The sequence below is a fragment of the Oxalobacteraceae sp. CFBP 8761 genome, assembly GCA_014841595.1.
Lineage (GTDB): Bacteria > Pseudomonadota > Gammaproteobacteria > Burkholderiales > Burkholderiaceae_D > Telluria.
In genome coordinates this window covers 426,371-451,134 of the sequence record JACYUE010000001.1, presented here as the reverse complement: position 1 = coordinate 451,134, position 24,764 = coordinate 426,371, and the positions used below count along the sequence as shown (strand labels likewise).

The following is a 24,764-nucleotide window of genomic DNA, read 5'->3' as shown; positions in this document are numbered from 1 at the left end:
AAGGTGCGCTGGTGCGATGTAAATGGACGAAACCGGGATTCTACCCGAGGCGCTGCCAAATTAAGGTTCAGAGTATGATCTGGATCATGATGCCGAACTTGAACAACGATCTCATTCAATTGCGCGCCGAGATCGCCCTTGTGGCTGCGCGCATGGTTGCCCAGGATGGCGCCGACATCGATACCGCGCGCCGCAAGGCGGCCCGCCAGGTGCTCGGCGTGAACCAGCCTGTCCCGAATATGATGCCCGACGACATCCAGGTCGAAGATGAAGTGCGCAAGTACCTGGCACTGTTCGGCGGCCCGGACCACAGCGAGCGCCTGGCGCAATTGCGCGCCACGGCGCTGCAGGTGATGGAGGCGCTGGCCGACTTCAATCCCTATATCACCGGCCCGGTGCTGCAAGGCACGGCCGGCGAGCACGACGATATCCACCTGCAACTGTTCGCCGACAGCGCGAAAGAAGTGCAGATCTATCTGTTGAATCGCAATGTTAATATCGAGATCTCGGAAACCCCGCATTTCAAGGGGGGGCGCCATGCGCCCGTCGAGACTGTCAGTTTCCCGTGGATGAAGGAAACTGTGCATGCGCAATTGTTTGAATACCAAGACCTGCGCGGCGCGCTCAAGCCGCGCGCGGATGGCCGCCCGCAACGTCTCGACGCTGCCGGCCTGCGCGCGCTGATCGCTGCCGACTCAACACTGGAACAGAACGAATGAACAAGAAACATCTGGCCACCTATGTGGCAGTGGCCGCGCTGTTCGGCGTGATGGGCGCCGTTGTCGCGCTCTACAAGAAGGCGCCGGCACCGGCCTCCCCCCAGATCAGTACGGCTGCCGGCGCTGGCGCAGTGACCAATGCCGTCACCAATCTGTATGCGCAGTCGCTCAACAACCTGGCAGGCGAACCGCAGCCGCTGGCCCAGTGGAAGGGCAAGCCCCTCTTGGTGAATTTCTGGGCCACCTGGTGCGGTCCGTGCGTGCAGGAAATGCCGGAGCTGTCGCATCTGGCAGGCGAAGACAAGGGCAAGCATTTCAATGTGATCGGCATCGGCATCGATTCGCCAACCAATATGAGCGAATTCGCCGCCAAGCACCAGATTGCCTATCCACTCTACGTGGCCGGCATGGGCGGGACCGAGCTGTCGAAGGAATTGGGCAACACGATGGGCGGCTTGCCGTACACTGTGCTGATCGGCGCCGACGGACAAGTGCTCAAGACGTATATTGGCAAGCTCAAGTTCGACGAATTGCGCGCTGACCTGGCCAAATTGAAGGGTTGATCGCGCTTTTATCGAACGATCGTACGATTTGCAATTGCGGCCAATTTCGGCTAAACACCAGCAATTTTACCGCTTGCCAACAGCCGAGCTAGGCGGCACAATGCCTGACTTTCGGGCTACCAGACTCTCATTATGGCGAAAAAGCTACTGCTTCTCAACGGCCCCAACCTCAATTTATTGGGGACGCGCGAGCCTGCGGTGTACGGCACGACGACACTGGCCGACATCGAGAACGCAGCAGTTGCACAAGCCACGAACGCCGGCGCAGCACTGGAGCATTTCCAGAGCAACCATGAGGGCGCCCTGATCGATCGCATCCACGCCGCACGCACCGAAGGCGTGGATTTTATCGTGATCAATCCTGGTGGCTTGACCCATACCAGCGTAGCACTGCGCGATGCGTTCGCGTCGGTGGCCATTCCATTCGTCGAGGTGCACGTGTCGAACGTGCATGCCCGCGAATCGTTCCGGCAGCATTCCTATCTCTCCGGCATCGCGCGTGGCGTGATCTGCGGACTGGGGCCCGACGGATACAGGTTTGCCATCGACTTCGCACTTAAATAGCGTTAATCTACGTCAACTTCATGTATCAGCGGCTGCGCGGCCTGTTGGACGCGCCGGCCTGCTCTCTAAAACGAATAATTCCAAGGGGTTTCACATGGATCTACGAAAACTCAAGACCTTGATCGACCTGGTCGCTGAATCGGACATCGCCGAGCTCGAAGTCACCGAAGGCGAAAGCAAGGTCCGCATCGTCAAGTCGTCCGCTGTTGGCCAAGGCCAGATGATGATGATGCCGCAACAAGGCGTGCAACAGTTCGCGGCGCCAGCCCCGGCTGCTGCGCCTGTCGCTGCAGCACCGGTCGTGGCTCCCGAGCCAACCGGCCACGTCGTCAAGTCGCCGATGGTGGGTACCTTCTACCGTTCGTCCGCACCGGGCGCTGCGGCGTTCGTCGAAGTGGGCTCGAACATCAAGGAAGGCGAAACGCTGTGCATCATCGAAGCGATGAAGCTCCTGAATGAAATCGACGCCGATGTCTCGGGCGTTGTCACCAAGATCCTCGTGGAAAACGGCCAGCCGGTCGAATTCGGCCAGCCGCTGTTCGTGATTGGCTAAAGCCTCAAGCTGGGCGGCAGTCCTGCCACCAGCTCACCCATGACGTGTCCGGCGCCGCTTGTCTTTCAGCTGCGCCGGTTTTCACTGAACCACCGGACCAACCATGTTTGAAAAAATCCTCATCGCCAACCGTGGTGAAATCGCGCTGCGTATCCAGCGCGCCTGCCGCGAGCTGGGCATCAAGACGGTCGTCGTGCACTCCGAGGCCGACAAGGACGCCAAGTACGTGAAACTGGCGGACGAGTCGGTCTGCATCGGCCCGGCGCAATCGAGCCTCAGCTATCTGAACATGCCCGCGATCATCAGCGCGGCCGAAGTGACCGACGCCGAAGCGATCCACCCGGGCTACGGCTTCCTGTCCGAAAACGCCGACTTCGCCGAGCGCGTCGAGAAGTCGGGCTTCGTCTTCATCGGCCCGCGTTCCGAATCGATCCGCCTGATGGGCGACAAGGTCTCGGCCAAGCAGGCCATGATCCGCGCCGGCGTGCCGTGCGTGCCAGGCTCGGACGGCGCCTTGCCGGACGACCCGAAAGAAATCGTGCAGACGGCGCGCCGCGTCGGCTACCCGGTGATCATCAAGGCTGCCGGCGGTGGTGGCGGACGCGGCATGCGCGTGGTGCACACCGAAGCGGCCCTGATCAACGCCGTGGCGATGACCAAGACCGAAGCCGGCGCCGCGTTCGGCAATCCGGAAGTCTATATGGAGAAGTATCTGGAAAATCCGCGTCACGTGGAAATCCAGATCCTGGCCGACGAACACAAAAACGCCGTCTGGCTCGGCGAGCGCGATTGCTCGATGCAGCGCCGCCACCAGAAGGTCATCGAAGAAGCACCGGCGCCGGGCATCCCGCGCAAGCTGATCGAAAAGATCGGTGACCGCTGCGCCGAAGCCTGCCGCAAGATCGGCTACCGCGGCGCCGGCACCTTCGAATTCCTGTACGAGAATGGCGAGTTCTATTTCATCGAAATGAACACGCGTATCCAGGTCGAGCATCCGGTCACCGAGATGATCACCGGGATCGACATCGTCCAGGAACAGATCCGCATCGCCTGCGGCGAAAAGCTGCGCTTCCGCCAGCGCGACATCATGCTGTCGGGCCACTCGATCGAGTGCCGCATCAATGCCGAAGACCCGTTCAAGTTCACGCCGTCGCCGGGCCGCATCACCAGCTGGCATCCGCCGGGTGGCCCTGGCATCCGCGTCGACTCGCACTCGTACGCCGGCTACTACGTGCCGCCGCACTACGACTCGATGATCGGCAAGGTCATCGCGTATGGCGCCACGCGCGAGCAGGCGATTCGCCGCATGCAGATCGCGCTGTCCGAAATGGTGGTCGAGGGTATCCTGACCAATATTCCGCTGCACCGCGAACTGATGGTCGACGCCCGCTTCATCGAAGGCGGCACCAACATTCACTACCTGGAGCAGAAACTGGCCGCCAAGCCCGATCTGCCGAAGGAAACCGCGCTGTCGGCCAAATCGGAAGTCAAGGTGAACGAATGAGCTGGACTGAAGTCGTCATCGAACTGGCGCGTGAACACGCCGAAGCGCTGTCGGACGCCCTGATGGAAGCCGGCGCGCTGTCGGTGTCGGTGGAAGACGCCGACGAAGGCACTGAGGACGAAAAGCCGCTGTTCGGCGAGCCGGGCATGGAGCCGACCGAAGCGGCCTGGGACCACAGCCGCGTCGTCGCACTGACCGATGCGGATGCCGACCAGCTGGCGATCGTCACCGAGGCCGCGCAAGCGATCAACCTGCCCGTCGTGCCGGCGTTCACCACCCGCAAGGTGGAAGACGCCGACTGGGTGCGCCTGACGCAGTCGCAGTTCGAGCCGATCCACATCGGCACCAATATCTGGGTCGTGCCGAGCTGGCACGTGGCGCCAGACCCGAACGGCCTGATCCTCGAGCTGGACCCGGGCCTGGCCTTCGGCACCGGCAGCCATCCGACGACGCGCCTGTGCATGGAGTGGCTCGAAGCCCATCCTGCACCGGGCAAGTCGGTGCTGGACTACGGCTGCGGTTCGGGCATCCTGGCGATGGTGGCCAAGAAGCTGGGCGCGCAGGACGTGGCCGGTGTCGACATCGATCCGCAGGCGATCGAATCGGCGCGCGCCAACGCCGAGCGCAACAACGTCGCCATCGACTTCTACCTGCCTGACACGTTTGCTGCTTCCGGCAATGAACGCCATGCCGGCGGCAAGTTCGACATCGTCGTGGCCAACATCCTGTCGAGCCCATTGAAGCTGATGGCGCCGATGCTGGCTGGCCGCGTGGCCGATGGCGGTTCGCTCGTGCTGTCGGGCGTACTGGCACGCCAGGCCGACGAAGTGGCTGCAGCCTATGCGCCATTCATCAAGCTGGGCGTCTGGGCCGAGCAGGATGGCTGGGTTGCCCTGCACGGCACGCTGGGCCAGGACACACCGCCGGCACGCACTGCCACTGCCACTGCCGGATAAAGGCATGGCGCTCGCCACACAATGCCCCCACTGCGGCACGCAGTTCCGCGTCGCCGCGGACCAGCTCAAGCTGCGTGGGGGCATCGTGCGTTGTGGCGCATGCCAGCAGATTTTTGACGGGAACAGCGCGCTGATCGATCTGGCGGCCGGGCCTGCACCGGTTGTTGCGGTGCCTGCCGACGCGGCGGCCGACGAATCTCCCACTACTTCTTCCCCTCCCGTTGACGAGACGCCGGTCGAGACGCTAGCACCGGTAAGCGAACCGGTGAGCGAACCGGTCGCGCAGCAGGAACCAGAACCGGCGCCGGCATCAACGCCCGAACCGGCGCCGGTATCAACACCCGAACCGGACACCCTCCCCGCGCCCGAGCCAAGCCGCGAACACACGGCAGACTCGATCGGCCCGCCGACCCTGCTGCTGCGTGAATCGTCGGGCGGTTCGCCGCCGATCGCATCCAGCGTTCCTGCCTCGCCGCGCAACCGCGCCGCCGAAGCACGCGCGCGCCGCGTCAAGGCCGCACCGCCGCGCATCGACGACGCGCTCAAACCACCACCACCGCCGCCAAAGCCGAAGCCGGACATCGATGAACCCGAGTTCGTGCGCAGCACACGCCAGCGCGAAGCTTCCAGCAAGACGACGCGCATCGCGCTGGCCGTCGGCAGCGTGCTGCTGCTGATTGTGCTGGTCCTGCAGGCAGCGGTGAGCTTTCGCGACGTGCTGGCGGCGCGCCATCCGGGCCTGCGTCCGGCGCTGGTCTCGACCTGCGCCCTCCTCGGCTGCAGCGTCAACCTGCCGGCGCGGCCGGAGCAGCTGGTGATCGAGACCGGTGAACTCATCACGCTGGGCGGCAACGCCTATACCTTCAGCACCGTGCTGCGCAACCAGGGCGACATGGCGCTGGCCTGGCCCAGCCTCGAACTGACGCTGAACGACCTTGACGACAAGCCGCTGGTACGCCGCGTGTTCGCCCCGCGCGATTACGCCGGCGCCGCCGCTGCCGCGCCCACCGGGTTCGCCGCACGCGGCGAGCAGCAGGTGCGCATCCATTTCAGGCTGGAGGGCGCAGAGCCGTCCGGCTACCACATCGCAGTGTTCTATCCATGAAAGCCTCACCATGACCAAAACCGCCCTGATCTGCGGCTCGCTCGCGTTCGACAAAATCATGCAGTACCACGGCCGCTTCGGCGACACGCTGCTGGCCGACCAGCTGCACCGCGTGAACGTGTCGTTCCTGGTGCCGACGCTGCGCACCGAATACGGCGGCTGCGCGGCCAATATCGCCTACAACCTCAAGCAGCTGGGCGGCGAGCCCCTGATGATGGGCACCCTGGGCCAGGATGGCGGCGACTACCTCAAGCGCATGCAGGAACAGGGACTCGAGACGCGCGGCATCCGCACGATCCCCGAGGCCTACACCGCGCAATGCTTCGTGACGGCCGACCAGGACAACAACCAGATCAACGCCTTCCACCCGGGCGCGATGGAATACTCGAACCAGAACAACGTCGCCGACCAGGGCGCGATCCGCGTGGCGATCATCTCGCCCGACGGCCGCGACGGCATGATCAAGCACGCGCGCGACTGCGCCGAACAGAAGGTGCCGTTCATGTTCGATCCGGGCCAGCAACTGCCGATGTTCTCGGGCGAAGAACTGATCACGTTCATCGGCCAGGCCAGCTACCTGGCGTGCAATGACTACGAATTCGAGATGGTCATGGACCGCACGGGCCTGAGCCATGCCGACATCGCGGCGCGCCTGGAGGCGTTGATCATCACGCGCGGCGAGGCCGGTTCGGACATCTACGCAAACGGCGAGCACATCAAGATTCCAGCCGTGACGGCCACCAACGTGGTCGACCCGACCGGCTGCGGCGACGCCTACCGTGCGGGCCTGCTGTTCGGCATCACCAATGATCTGGACTGGGCCACGAGCGGGCGCATCGCCAGCCTGCTGGGCGCGATCAAGATCGCCTCGGCCGGTGGCCAGAACCACCACTTCACGCCGCAGGAATTCGACGCGCAGTTCGAGCAGGCGTTTGGCAGCAAGTTCCGCTAAAACGAAGGCGCCGCTGGCGCCGCTCGGGACATAAAAAAAGGCCTCTGCATGCAGAGGCCTTTTTTACGGTCGGGTGGTTCAAACGTAGCCGAACACCTGCCGCAGCACGAACAGCAGGATCTGGATCAGCACGAGCGCCACCAGCACGGACAGGTCCATGCCGCCGATCGGCTTGACGACGCGCCGGATCGGCTGCAGCAATGGCTGATTGAGCGCGTGCACGAACGGCGCCAGCGGCGCATTGGGATTGACCCAGCTGAAGACCGCTTCGATGATCAACAGCGCCATGAAGCCGTACAGGATCCACGTCAGGAAGCGATGCAGCGCGTACAGCAGCATCGTCTCGCCGCTGGCGCCGGCCAGCAGTAGCACCGTGCTGGCCAGAAGGACCACCAGGAAGGCGCCGATGAGGCTTGCCCAGTCGTAGCCGCGGGTACCGGGCACCACGCGCCGCAGCGGCATGACCAGCCAGTCGGTGATGGTATGGACGAACTGGCGAATCTGGTCGGGAAGACGCACGCGGATGGCATTCGTCCAGAAGCGCAGCAACAGCACCCCACCCAGCAGGCCTGCAACGATATCGACGATAAACTGAAGAATGGACAGCACGGACTCTCCTCAAAAAAAAACCGCTGTGCGAAGGATCACACAGCGGCATTGTGCCTGAAGCGCGCCCCACTTGCCATGCTGCGCAAGACGCGCGGCAGGCAGGGACGTTTGCGATTACGGACGGCTGCTGGTCGGGAATGGCCAGGCGGTTGGCGCGATCACGCTTTTTGCTGCAGTGGTCGCTGCCGGTGCGGCTGCAGGCGTGTCGCCCGCTTTCGCATCAGCCGCTGCCGGCTTGGTCGCTGCCTTCTTGGCGGCTGGCTTCTTCGCTTCTGGCTTGGCGTCGGCCTTGCTGTCCACTTTCGCGTCTGCTTTTGCATCGGCTTTGACGTCAGCCTTCGCGTCGGCTTTGACTTCCGGCTTGGTGTCAGCTTTGATGTCGGCCTTGATGTCGGCTTTCATGTCCGGCTTCGCGGCTGCTGGCTTGGTGGCGGCTGGCTTGGTGGCGACGGTCTTGGTCGCAGCAGTCTTGGTGACAGCTGGCTTGACGGCGGCCGTTTTGGTAGCAGCAGGCTTGGCAGCAGCGGTCGTGGTCGCGGCAGCTTTGGTCACGGCTGGTTTGGCCGCGGCGCTGGTGGTGGTCGCTTTTTTAGCGGCTGGCTTGGCAGCAGCGGTTTTGGTGACAGCCGGTTTGGCTGCGGTTTTGGTCACCGTTGCTTTTTGCGCTGCCGGCTTTGCCGTTGCTTTGGTCGTGGCCGCTTTTTTGGCGACTGGCTTGGCGGCTGCCTTGCTGGTGCCCGCTTTTGCGGTGACCGGCTTGGCCGCAGCTTTGGTCGTCGTTTTAGCGGCTGGCTTGGCGGCGGTTTTCTTTACTGCCGGCTTGGCTGCTGATTTAGCGGTCGACTTGGCCGGCGATTTCGCTGCCGACTTGGTGGTCGATTTGGTGGCCGATTTAGCAGTCGACTTGGTAGCCGATTTAGCGGTCGATTTGGTGGCCGATTTAGCCGGCGATTTGGTGCCTGCCTTGGCCGACGTTTTCGTGGCGGCAGGTTTGGCTGCTGGCTTGGCTGCTGCTTTCTTTGCAGCCGGCTTGGCTGCAGGTTTCGCTGCTGCTTTCTTTGCCGCTGGCTTGGCTGCAGGTTTCGCTGCTGCTTTCTTTGCCGCTGGTTTGGCTGCTGCTTTCTTCGCTGCCGGCTTGGTTGCTGCTTTAGCTGCTGGCTTGGTTGTTGCTTTAGTTGCCGACTTAGTTGCTGGCTTAGTTGCAGGCTTCACTGCGGACTTGGCAGCGACTTTCTTGGTTACCGGCTTCGCTGCAGTTTTAGCGGCGGTTTTGTTTACCGTTGGCTTTGCTGCAGTTTTGGTGACGGTTTTCTTTACTGCCGGCTTTGCGGACGACTTGGCGGTCGATTTAACTGCGGCTTTGGCTGCAGTGGTTTTGGTCGCCGTGGTTTTGGTCGCAGCGGTCTTGGTTGCAGTGGTTTTCTTTGCAACAGGTTTCGCCGTGGTTTTCGTCGCTGGCTTGCTCACTGCCCGGGCTGCCGGTTTGGCTGCTGCCTTGGTGGTGGTCTTGGCAGTGGTTGCCTTTGCCGTGGTGGTCTTGGCGGTGGTGGCCTTGGTCGCGGCTTTTTTCGCGACTGGTTTCTCTGCTGCAGCCTTTGCGGTCGACTTCGTCGTGGACGAAGGCGCGCTCTTCACTGCTGCCTTTACAACTGTTTTTTTAGCGGTTGCCATTTTAATTCTCCTTCATCTGCGATGAGAAATACGCTCAGGGTTTAAAACCCGCCAGGTCGTTGTTGACCGGCGAGTTATTCATCGACGCATGCCGAAGATCGATATGCGTCAATGAATCCGGCACCGGCTGAACTGCTGCAACTCCTCACAGTTGCAGCGCTTCAGCCAACGTCGACAGGCCACCGTTCCAGCGTCGTCACAGCGCTACCCTTGCGGGTGCGAAAAGAAAAAGCCGCCTTGCCTGAGCAATTGGTCAGGCAAGACGGCTTGTTCTTTTCGCTTCGCTTCCGTGCATACTGTTTGGTTCAGCGCCCTATTATTCGATCGATTTGCCCGATGCCCGCGACAATATCACATCTTCTCGATTTGACAAATTCAATCGCGTAAAGTACGTGCTTTCTTTGTGTGTGCGCAACCGAGAATCGGAAACAAGCCGCGCAATATGAGAGGCCAAATAAGCAAGCGCGCCTGAATTGACAGGGATTCTGCAAATGACGTCGAATTCACGCGCGCCTTTCAACCCGCAGTTGAATCGATTCACAGATCGAACGGTCCGAACCAATAGATACTGTCGATCACGCCGCCGCGTTTGGCAATATAGGCCAGTCGAGTCTGGCAATTGACGAATACCGAATGGAACGAGCCGTCCATTTGCCGTGCCATTCGCTCCACCGGGTGGCTGCCGAGCGGCACCAGGTAGACGGATCGCGGCGCCGCATCCGCCGGCGCGCCGGCCGTGGGCGCGACCACCATCTCCTTCGCCATCAGATCGAAACCGTGGTTGGTGACGCGGGCGCGCGCGCCATCATCCAGCGCCAGGCACGCCGCATCGCGCGGCGCGCCATCCACGTAGTCTTCGAGAACCAGTGTCGGCTTGACTGCTGTGGGCGGCGTGCCGGCGCAGCCGGCCAGCAAGGCCGCGCCACAAAGCGCCAGCCTGAAGGTATGCGGAATCATGAAAGCCCCTGCCAATAGGAGATGCCCATGCTAGCGCATGCGCGGTCGCTTGTGCACGCGCATGTCCACTCGCGTGCCAGGTCGCGTCAGCGCCCCGGCGCCACGCGCCACAGCGTGCCGCCGGCATCGTCGACCACCAGCAGCGCGCCATCGCGTGCGACTTCGACTGCTGCCGGCCGGCCCCACACATCGCGGTCGCTGACCACCATGCCGCTCATGAAGTCCTGGTACTGCCCGGTGGGCACCCCGTTCTTCATGAACACACGCACGACCTTGTAGCCGGTGCGCACGCCACGGTTCCACGAGCCGTGCAGCGCCACGAACACATCGCCCTCGTACTCCTTCGGGAACGCACTGGTCGCACCCTCCGGCGCGTGGTACGCCACCATGCCCAGTGGCGCCGAGTGCGCCTGCAGCAGCACATCCGGGGTGATCGTCTTGCCCTTCAGGTCGGGCCGGTGACCCGCCAGGCGCGGATCTTCGTTGTCGCCGATGTAGTACCACGGCCAGCCATAGAAACCGCCCTGTTTCACGCGCGTCAGGTAGTCGGGCGGCAGGTTGTCGCCCAGGGCATCGCGCTCGTTCACATTGCACATGACGTCGCCCGTGGTTGGCAGCACCAGCAAGCCCACGCAGTTGCGCAGACCGGTCGCGAAGGTGCGGCGGTTCTTGCCGTCCGGGTCGAACGCCATGACGGTGGCGCGGTCCGTCTCGACGCCCCAGGCGCCGCCCACGCCGTGCTGGCGCTCCCACTGCGCCAGCGGCACGGGCGGCGTGCGACCGATGTCGGCGGCGACGTTGGTGGCTGAACCGATCGACAGCAGCAGCGTCTTGCCGTCCTTCGAGAACGCCAGCGTGCGCGTCGTGTGACCGCCACTGGTCTCGGACAGTTCGGCAATCACGGTTTCGGGCGCGCCGCGCGCCGTCAGGTCGCCATTGCGGTACGGGATGCGCACGACCGAATTGACGCCGGCCACATACAGATACTGCGGATTGGCGCCGCTCGGCCAGAAGGCCATGCCGTACGGACGCGCCAGTCCAGTGGCGAACACGCCGGCGCTGTCGGCCTTCCTGCCATCGCGCGAGCGCAGCACCTTGATCGCGCCGGCACCGGTCGCGGCCAGGAACACGTCGCCATTCGGCGCGCGCAGTGCCACGCGCGGCTTGTCGGCGTCCTGCGCGAACACGCTGACCGTAAAGCCGGGCATCACGGTCGGCAGCGTGCCGTTGGGCCGTGCCTGCACGCGCGCGCTGTTGCCGGCGCTGTCCGTGGCGAATGGCGCGGCCAGGTCGGTCGGCTTGATGTGATAGACCTTGCCGGGCTGGTTTTCAGTCCAGGCGCCGGCGCGGGATGCAGCTTGTGCATCGGCTTTCGCAGGGGCTGGCGCGGCGGCGGCAGTCGCAGCACCCTGCAGGCTGGCCAGGTAGTCGATCAGCGCGCCGCGCTGTTGTGCGTCCGGCACGCCGACCGGCATGGTCGTGCCGGGCACGCGCTTGGCCGGGTCGAGCAGGAACACGTCGAGTTCTTCGCGCGTCCACACCGTGCCGCTCGCGCCGGCCTTAGCCAGCGCCGCCGAATAATTGAACCCGGCGACACCCGCCGCCTTGCGCCCGACAACGCCGAACAGGCCCGGGCCAGCCAGCTGCGCCATCCCGGTATCGACCGTGTGGCAGCTGGCGCAGTTGTTCTGGAAGATCGTGCGGCCCGTGGCCACCTGGGGCGCAGCGTGGGCGACTGAGACTGTCGCCAGGCCGGCGAGCATGAGGGCGTGCAGCAGTGTGGTGTGGGCGTTCAAGGGTGTCTCCTGGTCAGGCTTGAAAGATCGCCATCATAGGTCAACACCGACGGGCTGCGCGCAACAGGCGAAAAAAAGCCCGGCTTTACCAGCGCCGGGCTTTTTGTTCGTGGCTGACGCAGGGCGATGGACGCCCCCGCATCAATCCCAGCTCAGCGTGCCGCCAGTCTGATACTCGGTCACGCGCGTCTCGAAGAAGTTACGCTCTTTCTTCAGGTCGATCATTTCGCTCATCCATGGGAACGGATTTTCTTCGTTCGGGAACAGCGGCTCGAGGCCGATCTGCACCGCGCGGCGGTTGGCGATGAAGCGCAGGTAACCCTTGAACATCGGGGCGTTCAGGCCCAGGACGCCGCGTGGCATCGTGTCTTCGGCGTAGCGGTATTCGAGGTCGACTGCTTCGATGAACAGGGCCTTGATCTCTTCGCGGAATTCCGGGGTCCACAGCTGCGGATTTTCCATCTTGATCGTGTTGATCACGTCGATGCCGAAGTTCACGTGCATCGATTCGTCGCGCAGGATGTACTGGTACTGCTCGGCAGCGCCGGTCATCTTGTTCTGGCGGCCCAGCGCCAGGATCTGCGTGAAGCCCACGTAGAAGAACAGGCCTTCCATCAGGCAGGCGAAGACGATGATCGACTTGAGCAGCTTCTGGTCGTTTTCCGTGGTGCCGGTCTTGAATTCAGGGTCGGTCAGCGTGTCGATGAACGGGATCAGGAACTGGTCCTTGTCGTGGATCGACTTGACTTCGTTGTAGGCGTTGAAGATCTCGGCTTCGTCCAGGCCCAGCGACTCGACGATGTACTGGTAAGCGTGCGTGTGGATCGCTTCCTCGAACGCCTGGCGCAGCAGGTACTGGCGGCACTCGGGGGCCGTGATGTGGCGGTAGGTGCCCAGCACGATATTGTTCGCGGCGAGCGAGTCGGCCGTCACGAAGAAGCCCAGGTTGCGCTTGACCAGGCGGCGCTCGTCTTCCGACAGGCCGTTCGGGCTCTTCCACAGCTCGATATCGCGCTGCATGTTCACTTCTTGCGGCATCCAGTGGTTCGCGCAACCGGCCAGGTACTTGTCCCATGCCCATTTGTACTTGAATGGCACGAGCTGGTTCACGTCGGTCTGGCCGTTGATGATGCGCTTGTCGTCGGCGTTGACGCGTTTTGCCACTTCGGCGGCAGGCACGATGGCGAGGCCGGCGTCGGCTTGCGGAGCGCTTGGTGCGCTGGTTGGTTCGTCGTCCCAGTTAAGCATGGTGGTCCCTTCTGTGGTGCGCTGGCGCAGCGACTGCGGCCGGGGCACGTTGATGCGTTAGTTATTCGTGTTGTCGGCGACAGGCGCCGTTGTACTTGCCGGGGGGCGAGCCGGCCTTGCAGGCGGCTCGCCTCCTTTACTCAGTGACTGCGAGGGTTACTGGCAGGCTTCGCATTCCTCGAAACCATCGTCGCCCGGACGCAGATAGCAGGCGGCGCCATCTTCTTCGGTCGCTGCTGCCGTCGCCGTCGCCGTCGCCGTCGCCATATTCGCGGCCGGTGCCGGTGCCGGAGCAACCGGCGCTTTCTCGCCGGCCGACAGGCCACCGGACAGGCCGCCCGAGACCGACACGGCGTTCAGCGCGCCGGTACGGGTGGTCGACTTTTCCAGGTGCGTCGCAGCGATCGTGCGCAGGTAGTAGGTCGTTTTCAAACCACGGAGCCACGCCAGCTTGTAGGTTTCGTCCAGCTTCTTGCCCGATGCGCCGGCCATGTAGATGTTCAGCGACTGGGCCTGGTCGATCCACTTCTGGCGACGCGACGCAGCATCGACCAGCCACTTCGGCTCGACTTCGAATGCCGTTGCGTACAGGTCGCGCAGGTCTTGCGGTACGCGGTCGATTTTCGACAGCGAGCCGTCGAAGTACTTCAGGTCGGCGATCATGACTTCGTCCCACAGGTCACGTGCCTTCAGGTCACGCACCAGGTACGAATTGATTTCGGTGAATTCACCCGACAGGTTCGACTTCACGTACAGGTTCTGGAACGTCGGCTCGATACAGGCCGAGACGCCGATGATGTTCGAGATCGTCGCGGTCGGGGCAATCGCCACGCAGTTTGAATTGCGCATGCCGAACTGCTTGATGCGCTCGCGCACCGGGGTCCAGTCCATCTTCGACGACGTATCCTGCTCCAGGTACTGGCTGCCACGTTCGTCGGCCAGCAGCTGGATCGAATCCTGCGGCAGGATGCCGCGGTCCCACAGCGAACCGGTGTAGGTCTCGTAGCGGCCGCGCTCTTCGGCCAGTTCGGTCGAGGCCAGGTAGGCGTAGTAGCAGACCGCTTCCATCGACGTGTCGGCGAACTGCACCGCCCGGTCGGACGAGAACGGGATGCGCATCATGTGCAGGCAATCCTGGTGGCCCATCACGCCCATGCCGACCGGACGGTGGCGCAGGTTCGAGTTGCGCGCTTTTTCGACGGCGTAGTAGTTGATGTCGATGACGTTGTCGAGCATGCGCATCGCGGTGCGGATCGTCTTTTGCAGCTTGACGTGATCCAGGCCATCGCCCTTCATGTGCTGCGGCAGATTGACCGAGCCCAGGTTGCAGACGGCGATTTCATCGGCGCTCGTGTTCAGCGTGATCTCGGTGCACAGGTTCGACGAGTGCACGACGCCCACGTGCTGCTGTGGCGAGCGGATGTTGCACGGGTCCTTGAACGTGATCCATGGGTGGCCGGTTTCGAACAGCATCGACAGCATCTTGCGCCACAGGTCGAGCGACTCGATCTTTTTGAAGACGGCCATTTCGCCGCGCTCGGCCTTGGCTTCGTACGCCAGATAGGCTTGTTCGAAGGCCTTGCCGGTCAGGTCGTGCAGGTCGGGCGTCTCGGATGGCGAGAACAGCGTCCAGTGCGATTTTTCCATCACGCGCTTCATGAACAGGTCGGGAATCCAGTTCGCCGTGTTCATGTCGTGGGTGCGGCGGCGATCGTCGCCCGTGTTCTTGCGCAGGTCGAGGAACTCTTCGATGTCGAGGTGCCAGGTTTCCAGATAGGCGCAGACAGCGCCCTTGCGCTTGCCGCCCTGGTTGACCGCGACGGCCGTGTCGTTGACCACTTTCAGGAACGGGACCACGCCTTGCGAGCGGCCGTTGGTGCCCTTGATGCGCGAACCCAGTGCGCGCACTGGCGTCCAGTCATTGCCCAGGCCACCGGCGAACTTCGACAGCAGTGCGTTTTCCTTGATGGCGTCGTAGATGTCTTCCAGGTCGTCGCCGACGGTGGTCAGGTAGCACGACGACAGCTGCGAACGGCGGGTGCCCGAGTTGAACAGGGTCGGGGTCGAGCTCATGAAGTCGAACGACGACAGCAGGCTGTAGAACTCGATGGCGCGCGCTTCGCGGTCGTCTTCACGCAGGGCCAGGCCCATTGCCACGCGCATGTAGAACGCCTGTGGCATTTCGATGCGCACGTCGCGCACGTGCAGGAAGTAGCGGTCGTACAGGGTTTGCAGGCCGATGTAGCCGAACTGCAGGTCGCGGTCGGCGACGATGGCCTTGGCCAGGCGCTCGAGGTCGTACTTGCCCAGTTCTTCGTCGAGCAGCTCGTTGGCGATGCCCTTGGCGATGTACTGCGGGAAGTAGGTCAGGTATTCGGCGGCGGCGCCGGCTTGCGCCACTTCGCGGCCGAAGACTTCCTTGCGGATCGTGTGCAGCAGGATGCGGGCGGTGACCTGGCTGTAGGCCGGGTCTTTTTCCATCAGCGCGCGCGCAGCCAGGATGGCCGACTTGTGCAGCTCTTCGACCGGCACGCCGTCGTACAGGTTCTTCATGGTCTCGGCCAGGATCGCGTCGGCGTCGACGTGCTTTTCGAGGCCGGCGCAGGCCGCGCCGATCAGACCGATGACGGTGTTGATGTCCAGCAGGCGACGCTCGCCGCCATCGACGACGTGGATCTGCGGCGCGACGACGGCGCCACCGCCACCAGCGGCTTCTTTCGCGGCGCGGCGCTCTTCCATGCGCTTGGCGCGGTACAGCACGTATTCACGCGCGACATCGTGTTCGCCCGAACGCATCAGGGACAGCTCGACCTGGTCCTGCACGTCCTCGATATGGAACGTGCCGCCGTTTGGCTGGCGACGCACCAGGGCGGTGACGACGTTGTTGGTCATCTGCTCGACCAGCTCGCGGATGCGCGCCGACACGGCGCCCTGGCCGCCGGCGATTGCCAGGAAGGCCTTGGTCATCGCGACCGAGATCTTGTGCGGCTCGAACGCCACCACCGAACCGTTGCGGCGGATGACGCGATAGTCGCCGCGGGCGACGATGTCGGCCGGGGTGCTGCCGGCGGGCGCCGATCCTGGGGTGACATGTTGGTTAATCGAACTATTCTGTGCTGTTTGCATTGCGCCTCCAGGAGCGGTCGGACCGCCGTTGTCTACATGGCAACCGTCTTGCCGTATTGCGCAAACCCGGTCCGTCAACAAATTAAAAAACGATGCCCTGCCAGCCGGTGGCCTGTGGTGGCAAACCAGAGAAGCAGGGTAAGAACTAGTAAATATTTCGTGTCGACAAGTGCTTAATTAACCGATCGATGGATAAGTTTGTGTGCAACTTGTGGACAACGTATGAACAACTCGCCGCAGCCCGCAATCCTGGTGCCTTTTCAGTCACTACCACTATATCTAGTGCCGGGCGTTGATATCAGACTAATTGTAGTACCTCGTTTGCGGTACAGGCAAGCAAATAAATGTCCAAAATTTTTAGTTTTATCGCGTGCGAGCCTTGACTTTCGAGAGTCGCCATAAGCACGGGGAGTACGCGGTAAGCGACTACTAACCTTAAAAAAACCGTGGGGAAATGACCGGGCCGCGGGCTCGCCGCCCGGCTGCAGACCAGCCGTCAATCGTCCGGCGCGCTGATGTCCAGCTTCTGCATCTGGTAGCGCAACTGGCGGACACTGATGCCGAGCAGACTGGCGGCCTGGGTCCGGTTGAACTGGGTTTGCTGCAGGGCGCGGCCGATGATGTCGCGTTCGACCTGCTCCAGGTATTCGGGCAGGTTGCCGGGCAATTCGGCGGGACCGACGCCCGGCGGCGCCGATACCGTTGGCGCGACGGGTACGACCGGCGCGGCCGGAGCGACTGGCGCCGCGGCAGCGGGCGGCGTGACCGCCGGCGGTGCCAGTTCGGCCCGTGCCGGTTCGATCGGCCGCGCCGCCTTGAGCGACAGGTCGCCCACTTCGATCACGCCATCGTTGGCAAACGCCAGCGCCCGCTCCAGCACGTTTTCCAGCTCGCGCACATTGCCGGGGAATGAATACGCCCGCAGCGCGTCCAGCACCCCGGCCCCGAGCGTGGCCTGCCCTGCCCCGGCCAAACGCTGCAGGATGCCGCTCACCAGTGGCGCCAGGTCGTCCAGGCGCTCGCGCAGTGGCGGCAAGCCCAGCTCGATCACGTTCAGCCGGTAGAACAGGTCTTGCCTGAACTTGCCTGTTTCGACGCAGCGCGCCAGGTCCTGGTGCGTTGCGCTGATGATGCGCACGTCGACTGGCTCCTCGACCGTCGCGCCGATCTTGCGCACGCGCCGCTCCTGGATCGCGCGCAGCAGCTTCACTTGCATTGCCAGCGGCAGGTCGGCCACCTCGTCGAGCATCAGCGTGCCGCCGTTGGCCGCCTGGAAGAAGCCGTCGCGCTCATCGGACGCGCCCGTGAAGGCGCCCTTGCGATAGCCGAAGAACTCGGCCTCCATCAGCGTTTCGGGAATCGCGCCGCAGTTCACGGCGATGAACGGTTTGGCGGCGCGCGAACTCTGGGCGTGGATCTCGCGCGCGGCCAGCTCCTTGCCGCTGCCGGATTCGCCCGTGATCGAGATCGGCGCCATCGAGCGCGCCAGGCGGGCGATCTGGGCCCGCAATGCCGCCATCGCGGGCGAACTGCCGATCATGCGCGAGTCGGGCGCAGCGCCGTCACCGAGCGCCGCGCTTTCGGATTGCTTGAGCGCCGCGCGCACCATCACGCGCAGCGCGTCCAGCGCCACCGGCTTGGCGATATAGTCGAACGCACCGGCCTTCAGCGCCACCACGGCGTTTTCGGCGCTGCCGTAAGCGGTGATCACGGCCACCGGCGTGCCCTTGCCCGACGCGCCGATTTCGCGCACCAGTTCGAGGCCCAGGCCGTCCGGCAGGCGCATGTCGGTCAGTACCAGCGCGTAATCGCGCTCGTCGAACAGCGCGCGCGCCTCGCGCAGCGTGGCGGCGCTGTCGACGTCCAGGCCCATCTTGAGCAGCGTGATCTCGAGCAGCTCACGCAGGTCGGCCTCGTCGTCGAGTACCAAAACGCGCGGCGCGCTCATGACAGCTTCCCGGCCACGTCAGGCAAGGGCAAAGGTGATGACAAAGCGGCCACTGGCCTTGCGCGGGCCCAGCGCGGACGGGTCGAACCGGTATTCATAATCGAGTTTCGCATCGTTGTTGAGGCACAGTTCGCGCGCCAGGTAGAGTCCAAGGCCGGTGCCCTTGCTCGAGGTGGTATAGAACGGCTCGAACAGGTGGTCGCGCACTTCGGGCGTGATGCCGGGGCCGTCGTCCTGCACGTGCAGCTCGCGCCGCCCGGCGGCATCGCGCGCAGGAAAGATGCGGATGCTGGCCGGCTGGCGGCTGGCATAGCGCACCGCGTTGTTGAGCAGATTGAGCAGGACTTCATGCAGGTGCAGCGGATCGAAGCGCACGGCGCTGCCGCCCGGATCGCCGATATAGACTATATCACCGGCCAGACCGTGGATTTCGCAGAACTCGGCCTTGAGCTGTTCGAGAAACGCGCCCAGCGGCACCGGCTCGCCGTTGGGCTGGGCCTTGCGCGACAGCTGCAGGATGTCTTCGACCATGCGGTTCACGCGCGCCACATTGTCGCCGACGATTTTCAGCAGCCGCACTTCGGCCGGGCCATGCAGGTCTTCGGCCAGCAGCGCCGTCGCGTGGCCGATGGCCGACAACGGATTACGCACCTCGTGCGCGATGCTGGCGGTCAGGCGCCCCATCGATGCCAGCTTGAGTTGCTGCGCCTGGTTTTCGATGGCGCTCACGTCCTGCATGAAGATCACGCTGCGGCTACCGCCCTCCCCCACCGCATCGGCCGGCGCGGCGACACGGGCAAAGCGCAGCTTGACGTGCACCGGCTGGTCGCGCCGGCCGCGCACGTCACCGGCGCCGTCACCTTCGCGATACGGCTTGACGGTGACGAAGGCCGTATCGTTCTCGGGCGCGGCAAGCCAGGCATCGAACGCTTCGGCCAGCGGTTCGAAGGCCGGCGCCGCGTGCAGCAGGAAGCCCGACGTGTCGGCCTGCAGCCCGAGCATGCGGCGTGCCGCCGGATTCCCGGTAAACACCGCGCCGTCGGCGCCCACCACCAGGATGCCGTCGCCCACGTCGGCGATCACGATTTCATTGATCGCCTGCTGGATGCGCAGGTCGGCGCCGCGCTGGGCTGCCAGTTCTTCCTGCCCCAGCAGACGCGCGGCCATGCGGTTGGTTACCAGCACGGCGGCGAAGAAGGCTGCGCCAAACAGGCCCGCCTGCATCAGCGGCGGATCGAACCCTTCGACCAGTTGCCACACACTCAGGCCCAGCAAGAACAGCGTGGCCACCGCCGCCGCGAACAACGCCAGCAACAAGGGCGCAAGGATCGCCGCGCCGGCCAGCGGGAACAGATACAGGATGCCAAGGCCGCTGCGCAGGCCGCCGGCGGCCAGATACAGCAGCGAAATGACCAGGAGGTCGAGCGCAACCTGCACGCCGAGCTGCACCAGGAAGCGGCGCTGGCGGCGCGCGGCGAACGAGAACACCAGCGCCATGACGGCGTAGCCCAGGCAGATCTGGGCGACCTGCTGCGTGACGCGCAGCGTGCCGTTCTCGAAGTTAACACCGAAATACAGCAGCAGTACCAGCGCGATGACGATGCGCGTGAGCGTGAAGGTCTGCAGCGAACGCCACAGGGCGACGCGCGCTTCGGGCGACAGGATGCGGCGTTGCGTCAAGGCCGGCCTGCGCCTACGGCGGCGGCAGGCGCACGTGGCCTGGCGAACAGTAGTCGTGGCCGTCGGCGCGCACCGATTCGGACGCCGGGAAGTACATGCCGCAGTGGGTACATTGGGCCATCGCTTCGATCTGCACCGGCGCCTTGGCCGTGCCGGGGCGCGCCTGCGGCGGTACGGCCGCACGTTTGCTCATGGCGCGCAGCTTGTTGCGCACCGCAAAGACGACGAGTGCGATGAAGGCAATCCAGAATAATAGTCGCATCAGATGGTTCCCCGGTGCAGGATAACTTCGAGCACGAAACGGCTGCCGACATAGGCCAGCGCCAGCGTGGCAAACCCGGCCAGCGTGAAGCGCAGTGCGGTCTTGCCGCGCCAGCCTCGCCAGCGGCGCCCCGCCAGCAGCGCCGCGAACAGCGCCCACGACAGCAGCGCGAACACGCTCTTGTGGTCGAGCAGCAGCGGCCTGCCGAACACCTGTTCGGAGAACACGAAGCCCGACAGCACCGTCAGGCTGAGCAGGATGAAGCCGATCCAGATCACCCGGAACAGCAGTTTTTCCATGGTAAGAAGCGCCGGCAGCTGGTCGAGCGCGGCGTCAAACCGGCCGCCACCGGCGGTGCGGGTATGCAGCCGCGCTTCCTGCAATGCCATCAGCACGGCGTGGAAGGCGGCAATGGTCAGGGTGCTGTAGGCCAGCACCGCAACCGCGATATGCCAGCCAAACGCCGGCGACTTGCCGGCCAGCGGCGTCAGGGTGCCGGGGAACAGCAGCGGCAGCAGCGCGGCCACGGCGGCAAACGGCATCACCAGGCGACGCATGCCGTCGAGGGCGAAATTGCGGTTTTCGAGCCAGTAGGCGGCCACGGACACCCACAGCGCGGACGACAGCATGATGGCGAAACCGACACGCAGCCGGCCCGGCACCATCACGTCCATGCCGAGCGAGACGCCGTGCAGCGCCCATGCGCCGGCCGTCACGGCCGAGATGGCCGGCGCGCGGCGCGATGGCAGCAGGGCGCATACCGCGTACAGGAAAGCCGCGGCAAGGAAGAGGAAATTCTGCATGACGGGAGTCTACACCATTGCATGGTGCCGCCGTGGGGTAGGCGGATTTTTCGCCCACCTGGCATGCGGGCCGGCGCCGCCCACGCTTTCCTCCAGTGCAAAACGCCACGGTTTGCTGAAAAAATGTGCGCCTGCCGTCCGCCGGAAGAACCAGCAGCACCTGCGCAAGGTAAAATGCCGCTTTGGCGGCGCTCGCCCACCGGCATTTTGCTCGGGACCGCGCGTCCGATGTGCCCTTACTAATTAGGTTGAACATGCTAGATAACCTCACCCAACGCCTTGCCAAGGTCGTCAAGACCATGCGCGGCGAGGCGCGCCTCACCGAGGCAAACACTGCAGAGATGCTGCGCGAAGTGCGCATGGCCCTGCTCGAGGCCGACGTGGCGCTGCCGGCGGTGCGTGAATTCATCGCCAAGGTCAAGGAAAAAGCCCTCGGCGAAGAAGTCGTCGGCTCGCTCAGCCCGGGCCAGGCGCTCGTGGGCGTGGTGCAGAAGGAACTGGCGGCCCTGATGGGCGCCGACCTCGGCCCCGAGGCCAGCCAGTTGTCGTTCGCCCAGCAACCGCCGGCGATCATCCTGATGGCCGGTCTGCAGGGTGTTGGTAAAACCACCACCACCGGCAAGCTGGCCAAGTACCTGAAGGAACAGAAAAAGAAGAAGGTCCTGACCGTCTCGGCCGACGTCTACCGTCCGGCCGCAATCGCGCAGCTCGAATCGGTGACCAGGCAGGTCGGCGCCGACTTCTTCCCGTCGACCGCCAGCGACAAGCCGGTTGACATTGCACTGGCCGCACTCGACTGGGCCAAGAAGCATTACCACGACGTCCTGATCATCGATACCGCGGGTCGCCTCGGTATCGACGAAGCGATGATGCAAGAGATCGCGGCCGTGCACGCCGCCGTCAACCCGATCGAGACGCTGTTCGTCGTCGACGCCATGCTGGGCCAGGATGCGATCAACACCGCCAAGGCGTTCAACGACGCCCTGCCCCTGACCGGCATCGTGCTGACCAAGCTCGATGGCGACTCGCGCGGCGGTGCGGCGCTGTCGGTGCGGCACGTGACGGGCAAACCGATCAAGTTTGCCGGTGTCTCCGAAAAACTCGACGGCCTCGAAGCCTTCGATCCGGCCCGCATGGCCAACCGCGTGCTGGGCATGGGCGACATCCTGGCGCTGGTCGAAGAAGCGCGCAAGGGTGTCGACGCCGAAGCGGCAGCCGAACTGGCCAACAAGATCAAGGTCGGCGGCCGCTTCGACATGAACGACTTCAAGTCGCAGCTGACGCAAATGAAAAAGATGGGCGGCATGGCCGGCCTGATGGACAAGCTGCCGGCCCAGTTCCAGCAAGCCGCGGCAGGCGCGAACATGGGCCAGGCCGAGAAATCGGTCCAGCGCATGGTCGGCATCATCGATTCGATGACGCCGCTCGAGCGCGCGAAACCCGAACTGATCAAGGCCAACCGCAAGCGCCGCATTGCGGCCGGTGCCGGTGTCCAGGTGCAGGAAGTCAATCGCATGCTCAATCAGTATGACCAGATGCAGACGATGATGAAAAAGCTCAAAGGCGGCGGCCTGATGAAGATGATGCGCGGGATGAAGGGCATGATGCCCGGCATGCGCTAATCGGTTGTTTTCCGCTCGCAGAACCGCGCAGAGTATCGCTTTGCGCGGTTTTTTTACGCCCCTTGTCGGCGTTTTATCGTTCCCGTGCGTTGTTGTGTGCGATAGCGCCCATTTAGCCGCTTATCAGAGTGAAAAAGTTTGGAAAAAGACTTGCACGAACAGTAAAACGCTACCAATATAGGCGTGCGATAAATTACGCATTTTTCCATGTGTTCGTTTTAGGAGGCTCGAAGATGGCAACAGCCAAAAAAACCACTGCAGCACCAGCAAAAAAAGCAGCTGCCAAGCCTGCTGCAGCGGCCAAGCCCGCAGCAAAAAAGGCAGCAGCACCAGCAAAAGCAGCCGCTAAAACGGCTGACAAATCGGCCGACAAGCCAGCAGTTGCACGCAAGCCAAACGCCGCGTTCATGAAAGCCATGACCCCGTCGGCCACGCTCGCTGCAGTCGTTGGCGACAAGCCGCTGCCACGCACCGAAGTGACCAAAAAGGTCTGGGATTACATCAAGTCGAAAGACCTGCAAGATCCGGCAAACCGTCGCATGATCAATGGCGACGACAAGCTCAAAGCAGTCTTCGGCGGCAAAGAGCAAGTCTCGATGTTTGAAATGACCAAACTGATTTCGGATCATCTGAAATAAGTTCAGGTTATATTCAGTCGACGTCTCGCTGATTAAAAAAAGCCCCGGAATCAAATCCGGGGCTTTTTGTTATTCAGGTGTAAATAACCTGAATCTGAACTTACAGGCCGCCGGCAGCCTTCATCAGTTCGAACACGCGGGTATTCTCCATCGTGCCTTTGAATGACGCCGAGCCGGCGCCGGTCGCATACAGTTTCACATCGCCGCCGCCATGGGTTTCGGACGACTTGTGCACGCCTGTCTCCTGGTGGTAATCGTCGCCCTGTGCGGCCATGCCATCGACATCGGCGCGCATGTCCGGCCGGTTCGGACCATTGCCAAACACCAGCGTGGTGAACGTCTTGCCGTCCGCATCCTTCTTCGGCTCGCCCGTCGCGTAGTCGCGCACGATATCCAGGATCGGGTTGCCGCGTTTCGGGTAGCCGTTGATCTGCATCGTGTGGTCATGGTCGGCGGTGAGCACGATCAGCGTGTTCTGCAGGCCCGGATCGATCGCGCGCATGCGCTCGACCGCCAGCTGCAACGCGTCGTCGAACGCCACCGTCTCTTCCAGTGCGTGCTTCGCGCGGGTGTCGTGCAGCGCATGGTCGATCTTGCCCCCTTCGACCATCAGGAAGAAGCCGTTCGGGTTGGTCGACAGCAGATCGATCGCCTTGCCCGTCATCTCCGCCAGCGTCGGCTGCTCGGGGCGGCGCTGGTACGCGTAATCGAGGTGGCTGCTGTCACTGTAGATGCCGACGAACTTGCGCCCTGCCTTGGCCGACATCATGCCGGCGCGGGTGCCGGCCACGTAATAGCCGGCGCCGGCAAATTCGGCCATCAGGTCGCGTCCATCCGGCCGGCCCTTCGGATTGAGCGCCGCGTCGCGTGGCGTGAAGTGATTGCGCCCGCCGCCCATCAGCACATCGACGCCGTCGCCCAGCGCCGCGTTGTAGCCGGCGCCGCCCGGCACGAGCTGCTGCGCGATCGTGTAGGCCGCATCGCGGCTGCAGGTGTGTGCGAAGGTCGACGCGGGCGTGGCGTGCGTCAGTTCGGTCGTGGTGATAGCGCCGGTGGCGCGGCCCCGTGCCTTGGCCAGCTCCAGGATCGTCACGGCAGGCGTGCCGTTATTCGCGCCGCACTGGTCGACGCCGTCTTTGGTCGGGTTGATCGTGCGTGCGCCGGCCTGCGAGATGACGTCGTTATTGAGCTTCATGCCGGTCATGTACGACCCCATCGACGGCGCGCTGTCGGTGGTCTGGTAATCGAGCGAATAGGTCTTGATGCGCGCGGTGCGCTCCATCAGGCGCTCGAAGTGCAGCAGGCTGTCTTCGCCGCCGCGGTAGATGCGGGCGGCGGTGGTGACGGACGGGCCCATGCCGTCGCCAAGGAAGAAGATGATGTTCTTCGCCTTTTGCTGGGCCGAAGCCGTTGCCGGCAGCGCTGCGCCAAAGGCGGCGGCCAGCAGCAGCGGGAGAATGCGTCGTGAAGTCATGGTGGATTTCTCGT

Annotated in this window: 22 protein-coding genes; 11 read left to right on the top strand and 11 right to left on the bottom strand. The window is 63.6% G+C overall.

Going from position 1 to position 24,764, the window contains the following annotated elements:
* Positions 1-86: 86 nt before the first annotated feature.
* The 8 genes from IFU00_02085 (at position 87) to IFU00_02050 (ending at position 6,916) form a co-directional block, all read left to right on the top strand.
* Positions 87-719 (top strand): hypothetical protein, encoded by a 633-nt coding sequence (locus tag IFU00_02085; GenBank protein MBD8541069.1) that lies wholly within the window; start codon positions 87-89, stop codon positions 717-719.
* Entirely contained in the window at positions 716-1,282 is a 567-nt protein-coding gene (locus tag IFU00_02080) for a TlpA family protein disulfide reductase (GenBank protein ID MBD8541068.1), read from the top strand. Before IFU00_02085 ends, IFU00_02080 begins: the two co-directional genes overlap by 4 nt.
* A 132-nt stretch (positions 1,283-1,414) precedes the next feature.
* Complete coding sequence (gene aroQ / locus IFU00_02075; GenBank protein MBD8541067.1) at positions 1,415-1,846, top strand: type II 3-dehydroquinate dehydratase; 432 nt, start codon at positions 1,415-1,417, stop codon at positions 1,844-1,846.
* Between the two features lie 94 nt (positions 1,847-1,940).
* On the top strand, positions 1,941-2,399 hold the full coding sequence (locus IFU00_02070; GenBank protein ID MBD8541066.1) for an acetyl-CoA carboxylase biotin carboxyl carrier protein: 459 nt from the start codon (positions 1,941-1,943) through the stop codon (positions 2,397-2,399).
* 103 nt (positions 2,400-2,502) lie between these two features.
* Positions 2,503-3,903, top strand: a complete 1,401-nt coding sequence (accC, locus tag IFU00_02065; GenBank protein MBD8541065.1) for an acetyl-CoA carboxylase biotin carboxylase subunit — start codon at positions 2,503-2,505, stop codon at positions 3,901-3,903.
* On the top strand, positions 3,900-4,859 hold the full coding sequence (gene prmA, locus IFU00_02060) for a 50S ribosomal protein L11 methyltransferase (GenBank protein ID MBD8541064.1): 960 nt from the start codon (positions 3,900-3,902) through the stop codon (positions 4,857-4,859). Before accC ends, prmA begins: the two co-directional genes overlap by 4 nt.
* Positions 4,860-4,863: 4 nt before the next feature.
* Positions 4,864-5,964, top strand: coding sequence for a zinc-ribbon domain-containing protein (locus tag IFU00_02055; protein MBD8541063.1), 1,101 nt, complete (start codon positions 4,864-4,866; stop codon positions 5,962-5,964).
* Positions 5,965-5,974: 10 nt separating this feature from the next.
* Positions 5,975-6,916 carry a carbohydrate kinase family protein gene (locus tag IFU00_02050; protein ID MBD8541062.1) on the top strand — a complete coding sequence of 314 codons (942 nt, stop codon included), beginning with the start codon at positions 5,975-5,977 and terminating at the stop codon, positions 6,914-6,916.
* Positions 6,917-6,994: 78 nt separating this feature from the next.
* Here IFU00_02050 and IFU00_02045 read toward each other — a convergent pair whose 3' ends face one another.
* Positions 6,995-7,525: a YggT family protein gene (locus IFU00_02045; GenBank protein MBD8541061.1), complete on the bottom strand. Its 531-nt coding sequence runs from the start codon at positions 7,523-7,525 to the stop codon at positions 6,995-6,997.
* A 114-nt stretch (positions 7,526-7,639) separates the two neighbouring features.
* Positions 7,640-8,077, bottom strand: a complete 438-nt coding sequence (locus IFU00_02040; protein MBD8541060.1) for a histone — start codon at positions 8,075-8,077, stop codon at positions 7,640-7,642.
* Positions 8,078-8,084: 7 nt separating this feature from the next.
* On the opposite strand from IFU00_02040, the gene IFU00_02035 reads away from it, so the two are divergent.
* Positions 8,085-9,221 (top strand): hypothetical protein, encoded by a 1,137-nt coding sequence (locus IFU00_02035; protein ID MBD8541059.1) that lies wholly within the window; start codon positions 8,085-8,087, stop codon positions 9,219-9,221.
* A 512-nt stretch (positions 9,222-9,733) separates the two neighbouring features.
* Here the strand turns inward: IFU00_02035 and IFU00_02030 are convergent.
* The 8 genes from IFU00_02030 to ccsA all read right to left on the bottom strand — a co-directional run bounded on the left by IFU00_02030 (position 9,734) and on the right by ccsA (position 21,016).
* The gene (locus IFU00_02030) at positions 9,734-10,153 is read right to left on the bottom strand and encodes a hypothetical protein (protein ID MBD8541058.1); all 420 of its coding nucleotides are present in this window, start codon (positions 10,151-10,153) and stop codon (positions 9,734-9,736) included.
* An 86-nt stretch (positions 10,154-10,239) separates the two neighbouring features.
* Positions 10,240-11,949 (bottom strand): PQQ-dependent sugar dehydrogenase, encoded by a 1,710-nt coding sequence (locus IFU00_02025; GenBank protein MBD8541057.1) that lies wholly within the window; start codon positions 11,947-11,949, stop codon positions 10,240-10,242.
* A gap of 141 nt (positions 11,950-12,090) precedes the next feature.
* Entirely contained in the window at positions 12,091-13,197 is a 1,107-nt protein-coding gene (locus IFU00_02020; protein MBD8541056.1) for a ribonucleotide-diphosphate reductase subunit beta, read from the bottom strand.
* Positions 13,198-13,353: 156 nt separating this feature from the next.
* Positions 13,354-16,323 carry a ribonucleoside-diphosphate reductase subunit alpha gene (locus tag IFU00_02015; GenBank protein MBD8541055.1) on the bottom strand — a complete coding sequence of 990 codons (2,970 nt, stop codon included), beginning with the start codon at positions 16,321-16,323 and terminating at the stop codon, positions 13,354-13,356.
* 496 nt (positions 16,324-16,819) lie between these two features.
* A complete protein-coding gene (locus tag IFU00_02010) occupies positions 16,820-18,271 on the bottom strand; it encodes a sigma-54-dependent Fis family transcriptional regulator (protein MBD8541054.1) in 1,452 nt (483 codons plus the stop codon).
* 18 nt (positions 18,272-18,289) lie between these two features.
* Positions 18,290-19,951, bottom strand: a complete 1,662-nt coding sequence (locus tag IFU00_02005; protein ID MBD8541053.1) for a two-component sensor histidine kinase — start codon at positions 19,949-19,951, stop codon at positions 18,290-18,292.
* Between the two features lie 13 nt (positions 19,952-19,964).
* Positions 19,965-20,213 carry a hypothetical protein gene (locus IFU00_02000; protein ID MBD8541052.1) on the bottom strand — a complete coding sequence of 83 codons (249 nt, stop codon included), beginning with the start codon at positions 20,211-20,213 and terminating at the stop codon, positions 19,965-19,967.
* Positions 20,213-21,016 carry a cytochrome c biogenesis protein CcsA gene (gene ccsA, locus IFU00_01995; GenBank protein ID MBD8541051.1) on the bottom strand — a complete coding sequence of 268 codons (804 nt, stop codon included), beginning with the start codon at positions 21,014-21,016 and terminating at the stop codon, positions 20,213-20,215. Before ccsA ends, IFU00_02000 begins: the two co-directional genes overlap by 1 nt.
* A gap of 254 nt (positions 21,017-21,270) precedes the next feature.
* On the opposite strand from ccsA, the gene ffh reads away from it, so the two are divergent.
* Both ffh and IFU00_01985 read left to right on the top strand, forming a co-directional pair.
* Entirely contained in the window at positions 21,271-22,638 is a 1,368-nt protein-coding gene (ffh, locus tag IFU00_01990; GenBank protein MBD8541050.1) for a signal recognition particle protein, read from the top strand.
* A 233-nt stretch (positions 22,639-22,871) separates the two neighbouring features.
* The gene (locus IFU00_01985; GenBank protein ID MBD8541049.1) at positions 22,872-23,276 is read left to right on the top strand and encodes a hypothetical protein; all 405 of its coding nucleotides are present in this window, start codon (positions 22,872-22,874) and stop codon (positions 23,274-23,276) included.
* Positions 23,277-23,376: 100 nt separating this feature from the next.
* Here IFU00_01985 and IFU00_01980 read toward each other — a convergent pair whose 3' ends face one another.
* Complete coding sequence (locus tag IFU00_01980) at positions 23,377-24,750, bottom strand: alkaline phosphatase (GenBank protein ID MBD8541048.1); 1,374 nt, start codon at positions 24,748-24,750, stop codon at positions 23,377-23,379.
* Positions 24,751-24,764 lie beyond the last annotated feature (14 nt).

What these genes read in the sequence shown, in the direction of transcription:
- IFU00_02085 (MBD8541069.1), top strand. Translation starts at nt 87, where the DNA reads ATGATGCCGAACTTGAACAACGATCTCATTCAATTGCGCGCCGAGATC.
- IFU00_02080 (MBD8541068.1), top strand. Translation starts at nt 716, where the DNA reads ATGAACAAGAAACATCTGGCCACCTATGTGGCAGTGGCCGCGCTGTTC.
- aroQ (MBD8541067.1), top strand. Translation starts at nt 1,415, where the DNA reads ATGGCGAAAAAGCTACTGCTTCTCAACGGCCCCAACCTCAATTTATTG.
- IFU00_02070 (MBD8541066.1), top strand. Translation starts at nt 1,941, where the DNA reads ATGGATCTACGAAAACTCAAGACCTTGATCGACCTGGTCGCTGAATCG.
- accC (MBD8541065.1), top strand. Translation starts at nt 2,503, where the DNA reads ATGTTTGAAAAAATCCTCATCGCCAACCGTGGTGAAATCGCGCTGCGT.
- prmA (MBD8541064.1), top strand. Translation starts at nt 3,900, where the DNA reads ATGAGCTGGACTGAAGTCGTCATCGAACTGGCGCGTGAACACGCCGAA.
- IFU00_02055 (MBD8541063.1), top strand. Translation starts at nt 4,864, where the DNA reads ATGGCGCTCGCCACACAATGCCCCCACTGCGGCACGCAGTTCCGCGTC.
- IFU00_02050 (MBD8541062.1), top strand. Translation starts at nt 5,975, where the DNA reads ATGACCAAAACCGCCCTGATCTGCGGCTCGCTCGCGTTCGACAAAATC.
- IFU00_02030 (MBD8541058.1), bottom strand. Translation starts at nt 10,153, where the DNA reads ATGATTCCGCATACCTTCAGGCTGGCGCTTTGTGGCGCGGCCTTGCTG.
- IFU00_02020 (MBD8541056.1), bottom strand. Translation starts at nt 13,197, where the DNA reads ATGCTTAACTGGGACGACGAACCAACCAGCGCACCAAGCGCTCCGCAA.
- IFU00_02015 (MBD8541055.1), bottom strand. Translation starts at nt 16,323, where the DNA reads ATGCAAACAGCACAGAATAGTTCGATTAACCAACATGTCACCCCAGGA.
- IFU00_02010 (MBD8541054.1), bottom strand. Translation starts at nt 18,271, where the DNA reads ATGAGCGCGCCGCGCGTTTTGGTACTCGACGACGAGGCCGACCTGCGT.
- IFU00_02000 (MBD8541052.1), bottom strand. Translation starts at nt 20,213, where the DNA reads ATGCGACTATTATTCTGGATTGCCTTCATCGCACTCGTCGTCTTTGCG.
- ccsA (MBD8541051.1), bottom strand. Translation starts at nt 21,016, where the DNA reads ATGCAGAATTTCCTCTTCCTTGCCGCGGCTTTCCTGTACGCGGTATGC.
- ffh (MBD8541050.1), top strand. Translation starts at nt 21,271, where the DNA reads ATGCTAGATAACCTCACCCAACGCCTTGCCAAGGTCGTCAAGACCATG.
- IFU00_01985 (MBD8541049.1), top strand. Translation starts at nt 22,872, where the DNA reads ATGGCAACAGCCAAAAAAACCACTGCAGCACCAGCAAAAAAAGCAGCT.
- IFU00_01980 (MBD8541048.1), bottom strand. Translation starts at nt 24,750, where the DNA reads ATGACTTCACGACGCATTCTCCCGCTGCTGCTGGCCGCCGCCTTTGGC.